The following is a 16,437-nucleotide window of genomic DNA, read 5'->3' on the forward strand; positions in this document are numbered from 1 at the left end:
CGCGCGACATGCGCGCGCGCCTGAGGGGGGCGCCTTTTAGCCCCCCTGAAATAAACAGCAGGCTGCTGAAGAAGCCGCCACGCGGCTTTTTCCGCAGCCTGCTAGTGAGTGACTTGTTAAGCTCCTCAACGTAGTTACTTTTCAGAACTTCTCGCCCGGGCCGAGGCCCCGGGCATGCGCTTGTCGCGCCCTTCGAGGGCAGTGCCCGACCCACGGGATCGAGCTCGCCGTGACCGCAAACGACCGCTGGCAGGAAATCGACCGACTGCTCGACGCCGTTCTGGACGTTCCGGCGGATCAGCGCGAGGCCGCCCTCGCCGCCGCCAGCGACGACCCCGAGCTACGCGTCGAGGTCGCTCGCCTGCTCGCCGCAGGTGACCGGGAAGAGACCCGCCTGAGCCCCGGCGGAGGCTTCGGTGGAGCCGTCTGGGAAAGCCTCGCCCGGGACCTCGCGGAACCCGAGGAGGAGCTCTTCTCGGGCCATCGCGTGGGGCGCTATCGGTTGGTGCGGGAGCTCGGCCGCGGCGGCATGGCGGTCGTCTATCTCGCCGAACGGGCGGACGGCCAGTTCGAGCAACAGGTCGCCCTGAAGCGCATCCATGGCGACCTGGTGAGCGCCGAGTTGGAGCAGCGCTTCGAGCTCGAGCGCCAGATCCTGGCGCGGGTTCAGCATCCCGGCATCGCCCAGCTCCTCGACGGCGGCGTCGACGACGAAGGCCACCCCTACCTGGTGATGGAGTATGTCGCCGGTCGCCCCATCGACCGCTATTGCGACGAGCAAGGGCTCGACCTCGACCAGCGCCTCGAGCTCTTCCTGCAGGTCGCCCGGGCGGTCGATCACGCCCACCGCAACCTGGTGATCCATCGCGATCTCAAACCGTCGAACATCCTGGTGACGGACGACGGTCACGCCAAGCTGCTCGACTTCGGCATCGCCAAGCTCACCGGCGACGCCGGCGACGGTCTCGCCCTGACCCGCACCGACGCGCGCGTCCTGACACCGATCTTCGCCAGCCCGGAGCAGGTCGGCGGCGACCCCGTCACGACGGCGTCGGACCTCTACCAGCTCGGGCTCCTGCTCTTCCTGCTGCTCACCGGCCGCTGGCCCTATCCGCTACGTGGCGCCGGCGCACCGGAGGTCATCGAAGCGATCTGTCATCGCCCGGCCAAGGCACCGAGCCAGGTCCTCGGCGAGGGCGCGGACTTCGACCCACCCACCGTCGGACCCGGCCCCAGACCGCCGGCCGATGGTGCTCACCGGCGCCGCCTCACCGGCGACCTCGACACCATCGTCCTCAAGGCGCTTCGCAAGGAGCCGGAGCGCCGTTTCCGCTCCGCCGCTCAGATGGTCGAAGACCTCGAGCGCCACCGCGCCGGCCTCCCCATCGGGGCGCGACCGGACACGGTGCGCTACCGCACCGGCAAGTGGATCCGCCGCCACCGCGGCGCCACCGCCACCGCGGTGCTCGCCCTGGTGATGCTCGTCGCTCTCGCCACCGTCTACACCTGGCGCCTGCGCAGCGAGCGAGACCGTGCCCGACGTTCCGCCGCCGAGGCCACCCAAACCGCCGAGCTGCTGCGCGGCCTGTTCGAGATTTCCGCCCCGACCCGCTCCCAGGGCGAGCAGTTCACCGCCCGCCAACTGCTCGACCGCGGCGCTCTACGACTACGCGAAGAGCTCGCCGACCAGCCCGATCTGCAGGCCGAGATGCTCACCTTGATCGGCGACGTCTACGGTCAGCTCGCCCTCTACCGGGAGGCCCGACCGCTGCTGATCCAGGCCACCGAGCTGCGCCGGGATGGCCCGCCGGCGGCCCTCGCCGAGTCGCTGCTGGCGCTGGCGCGCGTCGAGATGGAGGAGGGAGACCTGGCGGCGGCGCGAACCAAGCTCGAATCGGTCCTCGCCACCGAGCGACGTGAGCATGGCGACGACCACCCGCGGGTCGCCCAGGTGATCGACGACTTGGGCCGGCTGGAGCGCCTCGCCGGTAACCTGCCGGCAGCCCGCGACCGACACCGCGATGCCGTCGCCCGGCTCACCACCGCGCTCGGTGACGACGCCCCGGAGGTCGCCCGGGCGCTCAAGAATCTCGGCATCGTCCTGCGCGAGCTGCGCGCCTATGGCGAGGCCAAGCCGACCCTCGAACGGGCCTTGGCCTTGCTCGAGAAGCACTACGGTCCAGACCACTCCTACACCGTCGACGCACGCCTCTACCTCGGCGATGCCCTGCGCTTCACCGGCGACAGCGAGGGCGCTCGCCGGCAGTACGAGTCGGCGCTGCCGCGCATCGAACGCATCTACGGACCGCAGCACCCGGAAGTCGCCCTGGTGCTGGGCAAGCTCGGCAACCTGTTCAATGCCACCGGCTCGTCGCAAGCCGCCCTCGCCGCCCATCTTCGGGCCCTGCAGATTCGCGAGCAGGCCTACGGACCGCTCCACCCCCGGGTGGCCTCGAGCCTCAACAACCTCGGTTTGGTGTCCTGGAAAGGGGAAAGCCTCGACCAGGCGAGGCGATATCTGGAGCGCAGCCTGGAGGTCTACGAAAGCTCCCTGGGGGAAGATCACCCGGAGGTGGTCAAGGCGCTGCGCAACCTGGCCGGCGTGCTCAAGGACTCGGACGATCACGCCGCCGCTCTGCCCCTCTACGAAAGGGTGGTGGCGATTCGGGAACAGACCTACGGCTCAGAGCACTCGCTGCTGTCGGCGCCGCTCTTCGAGCTCGGCGCGCTGCACCTCGAGCTCGGCGCCCCGACCACCGCCGAACCGCTGCTGCGGCGCGCCCTCAGCCTGGGCCGTAACCAGGAGCCTCACCGTCACCCGGAGGTCATCATGCCGACCATCGCCCTCGGGCAGTGCCTCGGCCTTCTCGGCCGACCTCGCGAAGCTCGCCGACTGCTCGAAGCGGTGATCGCCGACGACACCGTCGACGATCGTCTCCGGCAACGCGCTGAGCGCGCCCTCGGCGAGCTTTCCTGACTCCCGCCACGCCGCCCAGCGGCGAGCCTGAAAAAGGAACGGGCCGGTCGCCCCGATCCGGCAACCGGCCCGTGGAGGTTCTCGCAGGAGGAAAGAAAATTCAGGCTAGGCGAAAACCGGTAGCGGCCGCGGACCGAGCTCGATGGTCGGGCGACCGACCCCCGGGCGCTCATCACCGTCGCCCGCACCGCCATCGCCGGGCTTGGGTACCGACTCGCTCTCGTTTTCGTCCGTCGGATAGCACGACCCGGCCGACTCGCACTCTTCCAAGAACCAGGGCTGGAACAGCTTGCCGGCGACCCGGCGAAGAGAGAAGCGCGCCTCGCCGGCGCGCCGCGGCTCCTCCGTCCCCGGGATCATCTCGGTCTCGTTCTCGTCCGTCGGATAGCACGATCCAGCCGACTCGCAGGCGTCCTTCGGGTCCGGCGTCGGATCCTCGAAAAGCTCAGGATTGAAGGTGGTATCCCGGTCCATTTTGCAGCCCTCCGTAGGTCAGTTCGTAGTCGCCGCCGGAGCTCGTGGAAGTCGTCTCGAAAGCTGTTCTCCGGCGTTCATTGGGGGATACGTAGGGAAGCAGAAAATCCCGCCACGGCGAACAGAAAACCGGTTTTTTGGCGAGCCGCCGAGGATCGGGCAGCCCCGCTCGACGCTCGCTGGGAGTCGAGACCTGGCCCCCGATGGGGAGGCCTGAGGCCCTCTACTGCGGGCGCAGCTCTTGCGGTACCAGGCGTTTCTGATTGGGATCGAGGAGCACGGCCCGGCGAAAGCTCTCGCGCGCCGCGTCTTCGTCGCCGGCCGCCAGCTCGGCGCGACCGAGGTTGAGGTAGATCTCCGGTCGCGCCTCGAGGTCGAGGGCCTCGCGATAGGTCTTCGCCGCCTCCTGCGGACGCTGCAGCAGCAAGTACTGACTGCCGAGGGCCAACACGATGCGAGAGTCGGCCGGATCGAGACGGCGCGCCTTCTCGAGCAGCTCGACGTGGAGCCAGTAGATGCGCGGCGCGCCGCGACCGGCGGCCACCAGCGTGGTGGTGGTGTTCTCCACCTGGCGCAGAATGCGGCTCGCCTGCAGTTGACGACGCGCCTGGGCGACGTGGGCCACCAGCACCAAGACCAGCACCAGCACCAGCGGCCAGACCAGCCGACGCCCGCTCACGACCTCTCCTCGCTGAAGATCCAGGCCAGCAGAATGAGGGCCGGATAGGCCGACAGGGCGACCCGGAAGGGGAAGTGGGCACTGGCCAAGACGGCCAAGGCGATCACCGACGCCACCGCCAGGGCACGGCCGTCGGAGGGCATCGTCCGCAACCGCCGCACCAGCACCCAAATACCCCACAGCAGGGCGCCCAGCCCCGGCCAGCCGAGCTCCGCCGCCACTTCCAAGAGCTCGTTGTGAGCATTGACGAACATCACCCGTTCCTGGCCCGCGAAAAAGGGTACGCCGGACTCCGCGAGCTCGCCCTTGGCGGCGATGAACTGCGCCGAGTAGGCACCGTGGCCGACGCCCGTGAACGGCTTCTCGCCCACCATCCAGGCCGCCGCCCGCCAACCGTCGAGGCGTCCAGCCAGGGCTTTGTTCCATTCCCCGCTGGTGAGCTCCGCCGCCTTCTTGGCGACCCGCTGGCGCAGCGGTGTCCCGACCGCGACGGCCGTCGCCAGCAGCAAAGCCGCCGCCGCCAGTCCGGCGAGGGCGCGTCGCCGCGGCAGCAGTCCGAGCCAGAGGAGCGCGCTCCCCACCACCACCGCTGCCAGCGCCGCCACCGTCTGGGTCACCGCAATGGCGTAGAGACAGACCAAGGCCAGCGCTCCGGCGAGGACCAGGTGAAGCAGCTTCTGGCGCCGCCGCCAGCCCCACTCCTGCGCGATCAAGGCTGGAATCACCAGGTAGTTGGCCAGCACCCCGGCGTTGCCGGCCAAGGAGGTCAGGCCAAGGCGCGCGCCCTGCTCACCGCCAACGAAGGCGAGCGGTTGAAAACCATGAAACTGGAGGATCGCCAGCGCTCCGATCAAGGCCGCCGGCAGCACCGAGAGATCGAGCAATCGGCGCAGCCGAGCGGTGCCCAGGCCGAGACTCCAGCCGACCAGGGCCGCAGCACCGATCCAAAGGCTCGGCAGAGCCTGGGCGACGTGCTCGCGGTGAGCCGTCACCAAAGCCCCGAGGCTGGCCACCAGCAAGAGCGGACCCACCGCCCGCACCACCGGTCGAGCCACCATAGCCCTCCATTCGAAGCGATCGACCCGGCGCAGGGACCAGGCGAGCAGCAGCAGAGAGAGTAGAGCCAGACCTTCGCTGACCAAACGCTTGGGGAGGTCGAAGGCATCCGCCCGCGACGGCGAGAGAACCAGCGGCGGCACCCACAGCAACGCCCACAGGCAGGCCTCTGCCAGAGTGAGGACACGAGACTTGGGGGAAGATCGTCGGGAGTTCAACCCAGCGTGCCTGGTAGCTCGAGCTCGAAGAAAGTCCCTACGGACGCTTTGCGCGAGATCGCAGTGTACACCACACCAGGGCGAGGGCGATGCCGACCCAATCGGCCCACAGGTCGCTCCATTCCGCTGAGCGATAGGGCACCAAGGCCTGGGCCGCTTCCGTCAGAACGCCGTAAGCGGCGGCCATCAGGCCGACCCTGCGGGCGCGGCCGAAGGCCGGGATCGCAAGCAACACCAAGACGAAGAAGAGCGCCCCGTGGACCAACAGGTCGAGGGGCACGGGCAATCGGGGCAGGGAATCGGACGCTGGCAAGTCCGGTACCGGCAGCAGCAAGGCCAGGGCGATCCCTGCCGCCCACAGCCACGCTGGTCCCCGCCCTTCGCGCCCCATGGGTCCGATACTATGCGCCGATGAAGGCCCTCGAAAGGCACCTCACCCGGCGCTGGCGGCTCGTCCTCGCCAGCCTCTGCCTGATCCTCGGCCTCCTCGCCCTCACAGCCCATCTCCACCAGCAACGGGACTCCCAGCGTCTGGTCTCCCGCCTCGCCGCCCAAGCCCCGCCGGAGTTGGTGGCCGAGCTGGCCCCTCGTATCCATCGCGGCCTCGAGGGCCCCCGTACGCGCCTCGACCTGGCCCGCGCTCTGGTCGCCCTCGAGCTCGATCCCAACCAGCGGCAACAACTCGGCGACGCCGACTCGACGGCCACCCTCGGCCTTGCCGAGCAGCTAGCCCGCGAAGCTTTCGCCCACCGCCCAGCCGCCTGGCAAGGACCCATGCTGGCCGGAGCCGCGGTTTACCTGAGTCGCTCTCTGGCGCGCGACCCCAACCTGATCCGGGAGGCCCCGGACTGGGATCGTCCTCTCTCGCGCGCCCTCGAGCTCGCCCCGGGCAAGGAAGAGCCGGCGCGCTTCCTGGTCACCGCCTATCTCGAGGTCTGGCCCTTCCTTGCGCCGGCGAAGCGCGACACGGCACGCCAGCTCCTGCGCCGTACCCTGTCGAACCCGGCGACCTTTCTCGAGCTCATCGGCCCGTGGCTGAGCGTCGCCGAGAACCGGAGCGAGGCCTTCGCAGCAATTCCAGCCCGCGCCTTCGCCTGGGATCGACTGCTCGAGCGCTTCGCTTCACAAGGCGACTGGGAGACTTACCTCGAGGCCCAGGAGCCGCTCGATCAGGCCCTCGAAGAGGGCCTCGGCCTGCGCCTCGAAGAGGCCCGCCAGCGCCACCGGGGTGGCGATCGCCGCGGCGCCCGTGGCAAGTACTTCGAGCAGTTTCAGCATGCCCGTCCTCGGCAGCGCTGGGTGCCGGCCCTCGACACGGTGCTCGACGAGGTACCTCCCGGACCCGCCCCCGGCGGAGTCCTGCGGGACCTCGGCGCCTGGCTCGACTGGTCGTTGGCCCTCTGCGCCATCGAACGCTGCCCGTTCGAAGATCGGGAGTTGGCTCGCCTGACCGGCTTCGCGGGAGAAATCGCCCCCCCGGCCAAGGCCTTGGCGCGCGCCGCCGCCGGCCAATTCGACGGCGCTCGGTTCATCGAGCAACGCTTCGCTACCGGGGGAATCGGATGGGGTCGCTACCTGGCCCTCAAGGCCCGCCACCTGCAGCGTCAGGGGCAGATCACAGAAGCCCAGCAAGAGCTCGCTCGCGCCCCCATCGAAGGGGCCCTCGGCAGGCGCCTGCATCGCGAAATCCTCGGCGCCCGCGCCCAGCCACGCAGTTCCTGGGCAGCGGACGAATGGGGTTGGGGCAGCAACATCGCGCGCCTCGAGCTCGAGCTCATCGAAGCCGGCCGCCTGGCAGTGACCCTCGGCGACGTCCCGCCCGCCGGCGGCGTCGTGGCGCTCCAGCTCGATGGCCGCGAAGTCGGAATGTTCGTCGCTCGCGAGGGCTTGGTGATGCGCACCGAGGTGGTGGAGCCGGGCCTCCATCTGCTGCAGCTCTCGACCCTCGCCGGCCGACCGATGCGCCCGGCCGAAACCCGGCTGCTAGTCCGTTAGAGCCGGAGCCTGGACCGGCACCGGGAAGGTCGCCAAGATCCTCGCCGTAGCGGCGCGGAAGCGCGCCACCGTATCGTCCCCACGCGCCATCACATTGCCGGCCCAACCTCGCCAGACGGTCTTGCCGGTGGCGGCTTCCCGAGCTTCGACATAGAGCCGATCGCCACTGCTGCGCTCGACCTCGATTCCGACGCTGGTGCTGGAGCCGGAGCCGATCGGTCCCGGGGCCGACGGTCCGAAGCGATCCGGCGGCGTGAACTGATAGTAGATCGAGAAAGTGGCGCTGGCGGAATCGCGCTCGGGACAACCGCGAGCGGCCATCGCCCGGGCGATCTCTTCCCGCACCACGGCGTCGAGACGGGGCGAAAGCTGTGGGTTCCAGGGCCGACTGCCGCGCGGCAGCCAGGCAAAGCCGTTGCACTCCTCGAAGCTCGCCGAGCGCTCCACCCAGGAGCGCACCGGTTGCGAGGTGGCGCAGCCCAGCAGCAGCGAGACTTGAGCCAGCAGGAGGAGCCCTCCGAAACCACCGGCAAGACGTCTGAAGATGGCTGATCGCAGCATGTCGGTCACCAGCCCGGAGCCCCGGACTCCCAAGCCCGCACCCCCGCCTCCGGCTCCACGCCGAGGGCATCGGCGATGCGGTTGATGTAGTTGAAGTAGGAGATCGCCTGCGCCGCGTCATGGATCGCGGCGTCGTCGAAACCGTGACTGCGCAAGGCTTCCACCTCGGCGCGACCATGGGACGCGGGATCGACCGTGAGTTGCTCGGCAAAGGCACACAGGGCGCGATTCTCCGGCGTGAGATCCACCTGGCGCCAATCCCGCACCAACCCGAGCACGAAGCGATCCGCCGCCGGCGCATCGCTCAGGCCGAAACTCTCGGCGACCTCGGCACGGAGGTCGTGGGCGTGAGCGCGGGTTCAATAGAGGCAGCGATTGCGCACCGAGACCACCACCGCCAGCATCTCGCGCTGCCCCCGCGAGAGGGGCGATGGGCCGTGCATGACGGCGCCGTAGAGGTCCATCGAGGTCTTCATCACCCGCGGGTTCTGTCCCATCACCGAAACGATGTTCCAGACCTTGCCGGCGCGCGCGATGGCGGCCTCGTACTGGCGCTTGAGCAGGCCGGTCGCCTCCTCGAGAGTGAAGACCTTGATCCAGGGCATCCGCGACTCCTTTCTCACGGCGGACTTCTTCAGCGGCCTGCCAGCGATCAGGGGACCGCCTCCGCCGGCGAGCCTCCCTCCAAAATCGGCGGCATCTCCGCCGTCGCCTCGTCCTCCGTCGCCGGCTGCCAGCGGTAGGTGGCGAGCTTCTCCGCCACTGCCGGCCGGGCCAGCAGGGCCAGACGGTCGAAGCGCAGCTCCTTCAGCGAGCCGCGACGGAAGACCGGCTTGTCGCCGCTCCAGCCACACAGGAAGATGGCGTCCTGATCGTCCTGGTCACCGAGCACCGCCGCCACCGCCTCGCGGGCCCCCTCCTGGCCCAGGTCGACCTCGAACAGATCCGCCTGACCGGTGCCGATCCGACGGTTCCAGACCTGCAGGTCGAAGGTCTCGCCGGCGAGCAGGTCCATGTAGGCGCGACGCAGGCGGCCGAACTCCTCGGACGGCTTGTGCATCGCCACCACCGGATGCTCGATGCCGAACTCTTCCCGCACCAGCTCGGCGCAGAGCACATTGAGGTCATCGTTGGGAGTCAGCAGGAGGACATCGTTGTCGCGCTCGATGCCGGCCTTCTCGTAGCTCGAGGCGTTGCGCGCATCGCCGCGCACGATCTCCACCCCGGCGCTCCGCAAGCTGGTCAGCTTCTCGCGCACCGAATCGATCACCACCACCCGCCGGCCCGACGCCGCCAGATGACTGGCGAGCAGCCGGGTCACGGGACTGGCACCGATGATCAGCGTACGCCGGCGCGAGGGGTCTTTGTGAAAACCCAGCCAGCGCGGCAAGAGCAACGCCATCACCGTGGCCCAAACCCCGGTGATGATGATCAGCAGGTAGATCAGTCCCTCGAGGATCACGGCGCCTTCTTCGAGGCCGAACTGACGTAGCTGAATCACCGACAGGGAGGCGACGGCGGCGGCCACGATGCCGCGCGGCGCCGTCAGCGCGAGCACCAGGCGCGACTTGAAATCCATGTGCGAAGGCCACACCGACACCGCGACCGACAGCGGCCGCACGATCAAGATGAGGGCGGCGGCGACGGCGATACCGCGCCAGCCCATGTCGATCATCGAGGTCAGCTCGAGCTGTCCGGAGAGCAGGACGAAGAGGACCGAGATCAACAGCACCGTGAGCTGCCCCTTGAACACCTTGACGGACGCCAGATCGGGAACGTCCGAGGCCGAGAGGGTGAAGCCCATCACCACCGCCGCCAGGATGCCCGACTGCGGCGCCCGGCCCTCGGCCACCATGTAGCAGCCGAGCAGCAGGACCAGGATGGCGAGGTTGCGCAGCTCGCCACCGAGCAGGCGACCGCGGGCGGCGAACTTGGCGAGGGAGCCGGCGACGAATCCCAGCACCGCGCCAGTGGCCGCCAGCACCAGCACCTCGACCACCAGGGCCTGCAGCCCTTGGCCCGGAGAGCGCTCGATCCACTGCAGCACCAGGTAGGCCAGCACCGCCCCGATGGGATCGATGATCAAGCCCTCGGAGACCAGCACCGTACGCACCGCCGGCGGCGAGATCATGTGCCGCAGCAGCGGCACGATGACGGTCGGACCGGTCACCGTGACGATCGCCCCGAAGAGCGCCGCCGTCGCCCAAGGCATGCCGGTGATCGCCTGCGCCACCCAAGCCGAGCCGACGCCGGTGACCACCACGCCGAGGGTGAGCAAGTTACGCACCGGCGCCCCCACCTTGCGCAGCTCCCGCGGGTCGAGGCTCAGACCGCCCTCGAACAGGATCACCGCCACGCCGAGGTGGATGAAGACCTCCAGGCCGTCGCCCAAGGCCTCCGGATCGAAGAGATGGAAGCCATGGGGGCCGGCCGTCATGCCCAGCAACAGCAGCGGCAGAATCGCCGGCAGCTTGAGCTTCTCGGCGAAGACCTGGGCGACGATGCCCAGAAAGCTCGCGATCACGATGGTGTCGAGGATTTCGTGCATATTTAAGAGATCCCAGAACTGCAGGTCATTGTCGCACCTCTCCCTCGCCGAGCCAAAGCTCGGTCCGAGGAGTCGGGGTGCTCACTCCTCCCGGCGGGAAAAAGACAGCCGTTCGTTCGAGAAGTCGATGGGCATTTCCGATTGATTCTTGTCGAGCTCGACGCCCCCTCGGCGCCAACGTTCTGCCACGGAGAAGGGCTCGAGGGCGAGGATCTCGTCGCCGAGCCGGAGCGCGTCGTCGAAGCTGCAGACAGCGCCCGTGGGGCTCCGCGGCCGAGCCGCAATCCGACCTCGGGCACCGACGAGAAGGCGGCCTTCGGCGAGCCTCCAGGCCCCCTCTCGGGGAGCCGTTTCGGCATTGGCCAACAACGGCGCAGAGTCTTCAACCACGGCGGACCGAGTCATCGTCGACCGGATAATCCCATAGCGGGCCCGAGTCGACCAAGCGGAGACCTTCGGCGCGCACCGAGATCACGCGCCGTGGGAAAAAACTCCCCGCCTGCGCCTCCCACCGAGCAGATCAACCCATAGCGCGCCGGCCACCCCGCTGGGCGCTTCAACATGCCCGACCCCGTTCCCGATCGCGGGGGCTCGGGACCACGGGAGATAGACCATGAAGATTCGTATCTCGATCCTCCTTCTCGGCGGCCTGCTGACCGCCCTCTCCGCCACCGCTGGGGAACGCTACTCACTCGACGTCGAAGCGCAATCCGTCGACGCCTCACCGCTTAGCTTCGAAGTGCTCGACAGTCAGGTGGTCCTGGGAGCCGCCGGCGACGAGTCCGTCGAGCTCACGCTGGAAGTTCAGAGCCTGGGCGAGAGCGGCCTCAACAGCTACGCCTGGGCCCTCGAGCTGTTCGCCGCCGACGGTACCTCCTTGGGCATCGCCGCCGCCATCGAAGGCGGCGATCTCGCCGGTGGCAAGAGCACCACCCTGCAGCGCAGCCTCACCTTCCCCAAGGCCGCCAGCGCCACCCACGCCGCCCTGCGACCGATCGGCGCCACGCTGCGCGGCAGCGCCGGACCCGGCGGCTCCAACCTGTGCAACCCGGCCATCGACGGCGGCGACCCCTGCAAAGTCTTCAAGTTCGCCTGCAACAACCTCTGCATGGGCAACGACCTGATCGCCGGTGCCCCGCCGGCGGTCAACTCCTGCGGTGGCTGCCGCTGGGCCTGGGACAGCAACAAGGAGTGCTGGTTCCAGTCCTGCTTCACCCTCTGCGGCTGCGACATCGACCTCGAGCGCCTGCCTCTGATGCCGGCCGACGGCGAAGTCTTCGACCTCACCGACCCGGAGCTCCCGCCGCTCGATCCGAGCAACTTCTGATCCCCTCCCGACCAGCCCGGGTCGAGAACGGCCCGGGCGCCTTCAACGGCTCCCGCCTTGGCATTCCGTCGAGGCTCGCGCCACGGCCGCCTTCGGACATGCGGTATCCTGCCAATCCAGGATTCCCTCTCTTTCGAAGATGCACGGCCCTGATCCCCCAAGCAACTCCACGCCGGAGGCCGCGCTCGAATCCCTGGAACAGATATTCAACAAGTACTACCGCGCCGTCCTGGCCTTTCTGTGCAACAAAGGTCTATCGCGGGAAGACGCCAGAGATCTGGCGCAGGAAACCTTTCTGAGAGTTCACCAGGGCCTGTCGGCCTTTCGAGGCGACTCGAGCGTCGAGACCTGGGTCTTTTCGATCGCTCTCAACGAGCTCAAAAACGCCCGCCGGCGCCTCGCCACCGGAAAACGACAGGGAATCACCCTCTCGATCGATGACAACAAACCCCATCCTTCGAATCGCTCGCTGATCGAAAGCCCCGAGAAAAACGTTCTGCAAGACGAACGTCTGGAATGTCTGCGGGACGCGATCCAGGATGTACCACCCAAGATGCAACAGATCCTCAAGCTCCGGCTGTTTCAAGATCTCGCGCCCAAGGATATTGCGATAATCCAAGGGGTGACGCCGGAAACGGTTCGATCGACTCTGTCTCAGGCCCAAGCGCGCTTGCGCCAATCCCTCAAACGGCGATTTCCGGAGCTCGACCTATGACGTCCCACTCCGACCCTGCGCTCCAGCGACTGCTCGCTCTCTTGACCGAGGAGCGATCAACGGACGATCACCCGGCGCCTCCCGAGCTGGCGGCCTTTTGCGACGGAGAGCTTCTCGAAGACCGTGAACGGGCGATTCGCGACCACCTCGCTCTTTGCCCGCAGTGCTCCCAATGGGTGATCGATCGCCAGGAGTTTCGAGAGCTCGCCGCGGCTCCCCCGGCGGCTCACCTCGAGGACGATGAGGTCGCCGATGCCTGGGCTTCGCTGAGCGCTCGCCTCGAGCCCGAGCACCCTTCCGAAGACCCCGCCGCGAGCCCGCCGGCGGACCCGCCGGCGGACCCGCCGCCGCACCTTGCCGCCCCAGCGGTCGGGGCCGTCACGGTCGACGTTGCGGGACGCGGAGGCTTCCCTCGCGAACGACTGTGGCAAGGGATCGCCGCCGCCGCGCTGGCGACCCTGGTGCTGGTCGTCGGGCTCCCCGGCAGGGTCTCCGATTCGAGGCCCTCGAGCTTCGTGATCAACGTCGAAACGCTGTTGCAGCCGGTGGACGCTTCGATCCTTCGAGACCCCGGTACCCCCATCACTCCTCTCGCGATCGATCCCGAGGCCGAGTTCACCTTCGTTCAGCTCGAAGATCCTCCGCGCGGGACAGACCCGCAGCCGGCCGAGCTGCTCGATGGCGCCGGCGAAACCCTGTGGCGAGGCGACTGGTCCTGGCAAAGCCATGGAGACCACGGCACGCTGCTGCCCAACCGCCATCTCCAAGCCGGCTCCTACGACTTGATCGTGAGGGCTCGAAATCCCGAGCAGGAAGTCAGATATCGCTTCCGGGTCAAGACAGCGAAATCTCCATGAAGACGAGAGTAATCTGGCCGCGCCTTGCGTCCGGCCGCGGGCGACGGAGGCTTCTTCTCATCGCCGTCTCGAGCCTCGTCCTGGCCAGTTGCCAAGCTCCCGAAGCCCCGAAGGTCCTGCCCTTCGACACCCCCAGCGAAGACTTCATCGAGCACGGCACGACCATCGAGCTGGAGCTCGAGCTGACGGAGGATCAGGTCGTCGAGCTGGTTGCCGAACAGCAGGATGTCGACCTCACGCTGAAGCTGCTCTCGCCAGCCGCCAAGGCGCTCCTGGAGATCGACTCCCCCACCGATCTCTGCGAAGCGGAGCGACTCTTCTGGGTCGCCAGAGAGGCCGGCCGCCATCGGCTCCAGCTCATCGCTGGCCAGGGCAAGCAACACCAGGGGCCGACCACCGGGCGGTTCCGCATCACGACTCGACCTCTCCGACCAGCCCAGCCGCAGGACCGCGAAATGGCCGAGCTGGCGCTCACGCAAACCACCTGGTGGAGCCGCCATGAGAACCGCCTTCAGGAGGCCGAAGAGCTCTCCCGAATCGCCAGGCGCTGGGAAGACCTTTCGCGACCCGCCGAAGCCGCCCTCGCCTGGAGGATGGCGGGCGACAAAATTCGCCTCGCGCGGCAATCGACGGACAAAAACATGCTGCCCAGCGCGCCAGAGCATCAGGCCTACCAGAAAGCCCTGAATGGTTACGAAAGGGCGAACGATTCAACCGCTCAGATCAAAATGCTCGATCAGATCGGGCTCTTGCTCGCCAAGACCTCGGATTTAGACGCACTACCCTCGTACCAACGAGCGATCGCCATCGACTCGCGGTGCGGGCCGGCGTTGGCCAGCGCTCACAACAACCTGGCGCTCTCCCAAAAGCGCTCCGGCCGCTTCTCCGGCGCCCTCGACAACTATCGGCGCGCCCTCGCGGCCTTTCATCCCCTCAACCTGCGCCATCGCGCCCTGACCCTGAAAAATCTCGGCGAGCTCGAGGTCACCATCGGGGACTACCCACAGGCCCTCCAGAGGATCACCGACTCCATCGCCCTGCGACGGAAGGTCCTCGAAGACGATCCCAATCCCGAGGCGGCAAGAGACTTGGCAAAGGCTCTGATCGCTTTGAGTAAAGCCCACCGAAGGCTCGACAACCTCGAAGCCGCCGATCGCAGCCTCACCGAGGCCATCGACATCGCTCGGGGTCCCGACAGCCAAAAAGACGAAGCCATCGCCCTCAACGCGCGCGGATCGCTGGCTTTCCAAAAAGAGGATTATCAAGCGGCCTGGACCGACTTCCACGCCGCCAATGAGTTGTTCTCGGACCTCCAGGACTCGACGAATCAACGCTGGGCTCGGATCAATCTCGCCTGGACCGCGGGTCGTCTCGGCCGCCTCGCCGAGGCGGAACAACTCATTCAGCAAGTCCTGGCGGAGGATCCCTCCCTGCGCCTGCGCCAACGGGCTTCGGCGCTGCGAGTCCTGGCCGAGATTCGCGATCGCCAAGGCCGTCTCGACGACGCCATCGAAGTGATCGAGCAAGCCCTCTCCTGGGTCGAAACGCTTCGCCGAGCCCCGAGCGGCGACCGTCTGCGAACTCAATTCCGGGCCTCCAAGGACGACTACTTCAAGATCGCCATCGACCTGTATATCCAACGGGCTCAACGAGGCGATCAGAGCGACCTTCGCCGAGCCTTCGAGCTCAGCGACCAGGGAAAGGCGAGAAACCTGATCGAGCGAATGCGCATGCGCCTCGACGACATCCCGAGCGACCTTCCCCCGGAGCTCCTGCGCGAACAGCGCCGGATCGAAGAGCGGATTCGAAGGCTCCACCAGCGGAGTCCGAACGGCGGACGCGACGAGCTGCCGATGCTCTACGCCGAACAAGATCAGGTGCGCGGTCGCCTACGCGCCGCCAACCCGGCGTTCGCCGAGTTGGTCAATCCTCGAGCAGTCGACCTCCGCGCGCTCCAGGCCGTTCTTTCCGAGGACACCTTGTTGCTCGACTTCAGCTTGGCGGGGAGGGAGACCTTCGTTTTCTGGGTCGGCTCCCAGGCGCTCGGAGGAAAGCGGCTCGCGGTCACCCGAGACCAGGTCGAAGAGTGGGCACGGAAGCTCCGAGACGCCTTCGACCGCCCCTCCAGCGAACCCCACAAGTTGCGCGGCGATCGAGCTCTCGAAGCGATCGCCAAGGCGCTCTTCGAACCCATTGAGGCACAGCTCGCAGGCAAGAGTCGTCTCCTCCTGGTCCTCGACGGGGCCTTACACCACGTTCCCTTCGCTCTGCTGCCGCAGCCCGCCGACGGCCGATTGATGATCGAGTCCTTCCAGATCGAGCGCACCCCTTCGGCTTCCACCCTGCTTCTCCCGAGGCCACCGCGAAAACTCGAAGAAACGCCTCGTCGAGCCCTGCTGCTCGCCCCTTTCGGCGGTCCTCCAGAACCCTGGATGGCAGCCCTGGGAACTCTCCCCGCCAGCCAATCGGAGGTCGAAGCGATCGCCGAGCACTTCCCGCCGGAGCAGCAGACGCTCGCCTTTGGCGAGGCGGCCCGGCGCCACTGGCTGGAGACCCCGGAGGCCGCCCACTTCGACCTGATTCATCTCGCCAGCCACGCCATCATCCGCCCCGAGGCCCTCGAACGGTCGGGCATCTTCTTCGCGCCCGAAGGATCGCTCGACGCCGACCTCCTCGACGTCCACGCCATCTTCGAGCTCCGCTTGACGGCCGACCTGGTGACTCTGAGTACCTGTCAATCGGCCCTCGGCCGAGAGCTGCCCGGGGAAGGCCTGCGAGGGATGACCCAGGCCTTCTTCTCCGCCGGTGCGGAACGCTTGGTGGCGAGCCTGTGGAGTGTCCGGGACGACGCCACCGCCACCTTGATGACTCGCCTTTACGCAGGCTATCTCGGAGAGGAAATGTCGGCCGCCGCCGCCCTCCGCCAAGCTCAGCTCTCGATGCTGGAAGACCCGGCTGTCGAGCACCGAGACTGGGCGGCCTTCGTACCCTTCACTCGCTCTCCCTGAACCGACTCTTGAACGTTCTCGC

General features: G+C 67.8%; 15 protein-coding genes. 5 read left to right on the forward strand and 10 right to left on the reverse strand.

Going from position 1 to position 16,437, the window contains the following annotated elements:
* The first annotated feature begins 229 nt into the window (after nt 1-229).
* Nucleotides 230-2,977 carry a serine/threonine-protein kinase gene (locus tag AAF604_22470; protein ID MEM7052447.1) on the forward strand — a complete coding sequence of 916 codons (2,748 nt, stop codon included), beginning with the start codon at nt 230-232 and terminating at the stop codon, nt 2,975-2,977.
* A 105-nt stretch (nt 2,978-3,082) separates the two neighbouring features.
* Here AAF604_22470 and AAF604_22475 read toward each other — a convergent pair whose 3' ends face one another.
* The 4 genes from AAF604_22475 to AAF604_22490 form a co-directional block, all read right to left on the reverse strand.
* Nucleotides 3,083-3,451 (reverse strand): hypothetical protein, encoded by a 369-nt coding sequence (locus AAF604_22475; protein MEM7052448.1) that lies wholly within the window; start codon nt 3,449-3,451, stop codon nt 3,083-3,085.
* A gap of 223 nt (nt 3,452-3,674) precedes the next feature.
* Nucleotides 3,675-4,130, reverse strand: a complete 456-nt coding sequence (locus AAF604_22480; protein ID MEM7052449.1) for a tetratricopeptide repeat protein — start codon at nt 4,128-4,130, stop codon at nt 3,675-3,677.
* Nucleotides 4,127-5,404 (reverse strand): O-antigen ligase family protein, encoded by a 1,278-nt coding sequence (locus AAF604_22485; GenBank protein ID MEM7052450.1) that lies wholly within the window; start codon nt 5,402-5,404, stop codon nt 4,127-4,129. The genes AAF604_22480 and AAF604_22485 overlap by 4 nt, the downstream gene beginning before the upstream one ends.
* A 37-nt stretch (nt 5,405-5,441) precedes the next feature.
* The gene (locus AAF604_22490; GenBank protein ID MEM7052451.1) at nt 5,442-5,795 is read right to left on the reverse strand and encodes a VanZ family protein; all 354 of its coding nucleotides are present in this window, start codon (nt 5,793-5,795) and stop codon (nt 5,442-5,444) included.
* Between the two features lie 20 nt (nt 5,796-5,815).
* On the opposite strand from AAF604_22490, the gene AAF604_22495 reads away from it, so the two are divergent.
* Complete coding sequence (locus AAF604_22495) at nt 5,816-7,399, forward strand: hypothetical protein (protein MEM7052452.1); 1,584 nt, start codon at nt 5,816-5,818, stop codon at nt 7,397-7,399.
* On the opposite strand, the gene AAF604_22500 is transcribed toward AAF604_22495, so the two are convergent.
* From AAF604_22500 to AAF604_22520, 5 genes are all read right to left on the reverse strand, one after another.
* Nucleotides 7,388-7,960 carry a DUF4136 domain-containing protein gene (locus AAF604_22500; protein MEM7052453.1) on the reverse strand — a complete coding sequence of 191 codons (573 nt, stop codon included), beginning with the start codon at nt 7,958-7,960 and terminating at the stop codon, nt 7,388-7,390. The two genes, AAF604_22495 and AAF604_22500, sit on opposite strands and share 12 nt — an antisense overlap.
* 5 nt (nt 7,961-7,965) lie before the next feature.
* Complete coding sequence (locus tag AAF604_22505) at nt 7,966-8,238, reverse strand: hypothetical protein (GenBank protein MEM7052454.1); 273 nt, start codon at nt 8,236-8,238, stop codon at nt 7,966-7,968.
* 81 nt (nt 8,239-8,319) lie between these two features.
* On the reverse strand, nt 8,320-8,565 hold the full coding sequence (locus AAF604_22510; GenBank protein MEM7052455.1) for a carboxymuconolactone decarboxylase family protein: 246 nt from the start codon (nt 8,563-8,565) through the stop codon (nt 8,320-8,322).
* Nucleotides 8,566-8,612: 47 nt separating this feature from the next.
* Entirely contained in the window at nt 8,613-10,508 is a 1,896-nt protein-coding gene (locus AAF604_22515; protein MEM7052456.1) for a cation:proton antiporter, read from the reverse strand.
* A gap of 81 nt (nt 10,509-10,589) precedes the next feature.
* On the reverse strand, nt 10,590-10,898 hold the full coding sequence (locus tag AAF604_22520; protein ID MEM7052457.1) for a hypothetical protein: 309 nt from the start codon (nt 10,896-10,898) through the stop codon (nt 10,590-10,592).
* A gap of 223 nt (nt 10,899-11,121) precedes the next feature.
* Between AAF604_22520 and AAF604_22525 the strand changes: the two genes are divergently transcribed.
* Nucleotides 11,122-11,835 (forward strand): hypothetical protein, encoded by a 714-nt coding sequence (locus AAF604_22525; protein ID MEM7052458.1) that lies wholly within the window; start codon nt 11,122-11,124, stop codon nt 11,833-11,835.
* 253 nt (nt 11,836-12,088) lie between these two features.
* Here AAF604_22525 and AAF604_22530 read toward each other — a convergent pair whose 3' ends face one another.
* Entirely contained in the window at nt 12,089-12,454 is a 366-nt protein-coding gene (locus AAF604_22530; protein MEM7052459.1) for a hypothetical protein, read from the reverse strand.
* A gap of 92 nt (nt 12,455-12,546) precedes the next feature.
* Between AAF604_22530 and AAF604_22535 the strand changes: the two genes are divergently transcribed.
* Complete coding sequence (locus AAF604_22535) at nt 12,547-13,407, forward strand: zf-HC2 domain-containing protein (protein ID MEM7052460.1); 861 nt, start codon at nt 12,547-12,549, stop codon at nt 13,405-13,407.
* A complete protein-coding gene (locus AAF604_22540; protein MEM7052461.1) occupies nt 13,404-16,415 on the forward strand; it encodes a CHAT domain-containing protein in 3,012 nt (1,003 codons plus the stop codon). Before AAF604_22535 ends, AAF604_22540 begins: the two co-directional genes overlap by 4 nt.
* Nucleotides 16,416-16,437: the final 22 nt, after the last annotated feature.

The organism is Acidobacteriota bacterium (genome assembly GCA_039028635.1).
Classification (GTDB): domain Bacteria; phylum Acidobacteriota; class Thermoanaerobaculia; order Multivoradales; family JBCCEF01; genus JBCCEF01.

What these genes read in the sequence shown, in the direction of transcription:
- AAF604_22475 (MEM7052448.1), bottom strand. Translation starts at nt 3,451, where the DNA reads ATGGACCGGGATACCACCTTCAATCCTGAGCTTTTCGAGGATCCGACG.
- AAF604_22490 (MEM7052451.1), bottom strand. Translation starts at nt 5,795, where the DNA reads ATGGGGCGCGAAGGGCGGGGACCAGCGTGGCTGTGGGCGGCAGGGATC.
- AAF604_22495 (MEM7052452.1), top strand. Translation starts at nt 5,816, where the DNA reads ATGAAGGCCCTCGAAAGGCACCTCACCCGGCGCTGGCGGCTCGTCCTC.
- AAF604_22500 (MEM7052453.1), bottom strand. Translation starts at nt 7,960, where the DNA reads ATGCTGCGATCAGCCATCTTCAGACGTCTTGCCGGTGGTTTCGGAGGG.
- AAF604_22510 (MEM7052455.1), bottom strand. Translation starts at nt 8,565, where the DNA reads ATGCCCTGGATCAAGGTCTTCACTCTCGAGGAGGCGACCGGCCTGCTC.
- AAF604_22515 (MEM7052456.1), bottom strand. Translation starts at nt 10,508, where the DNA reads ATGCACGAAATCCTCGACACCATCGTGATCGCGAGCTTTCTGGGCATC.
- AAF604_22525 (MEM7052458.1), top strand. Translation starts at nt 11,122, where the DNA reads ATGAAGATTCGTATCTCGATCCTCCTTCTCGGCGGCCTGCTGACCGCC.
- AAF604_22535 (MEM7052460.1), top strand. Translation starts at nt 12,547, where the DNA reads ATGACGTCCCACTCCGACCCTGCGCTCCAGCGACTGCTCGCTCTCTTG.
- AAF604_22540 (MEM7052461.1), top strand. Translation starts at nt 13,404, where the DNA reads ATGAAGACGAGAGTAATCTGGCCGCGCCTTGCGTCCGGCCGCGGGCGA.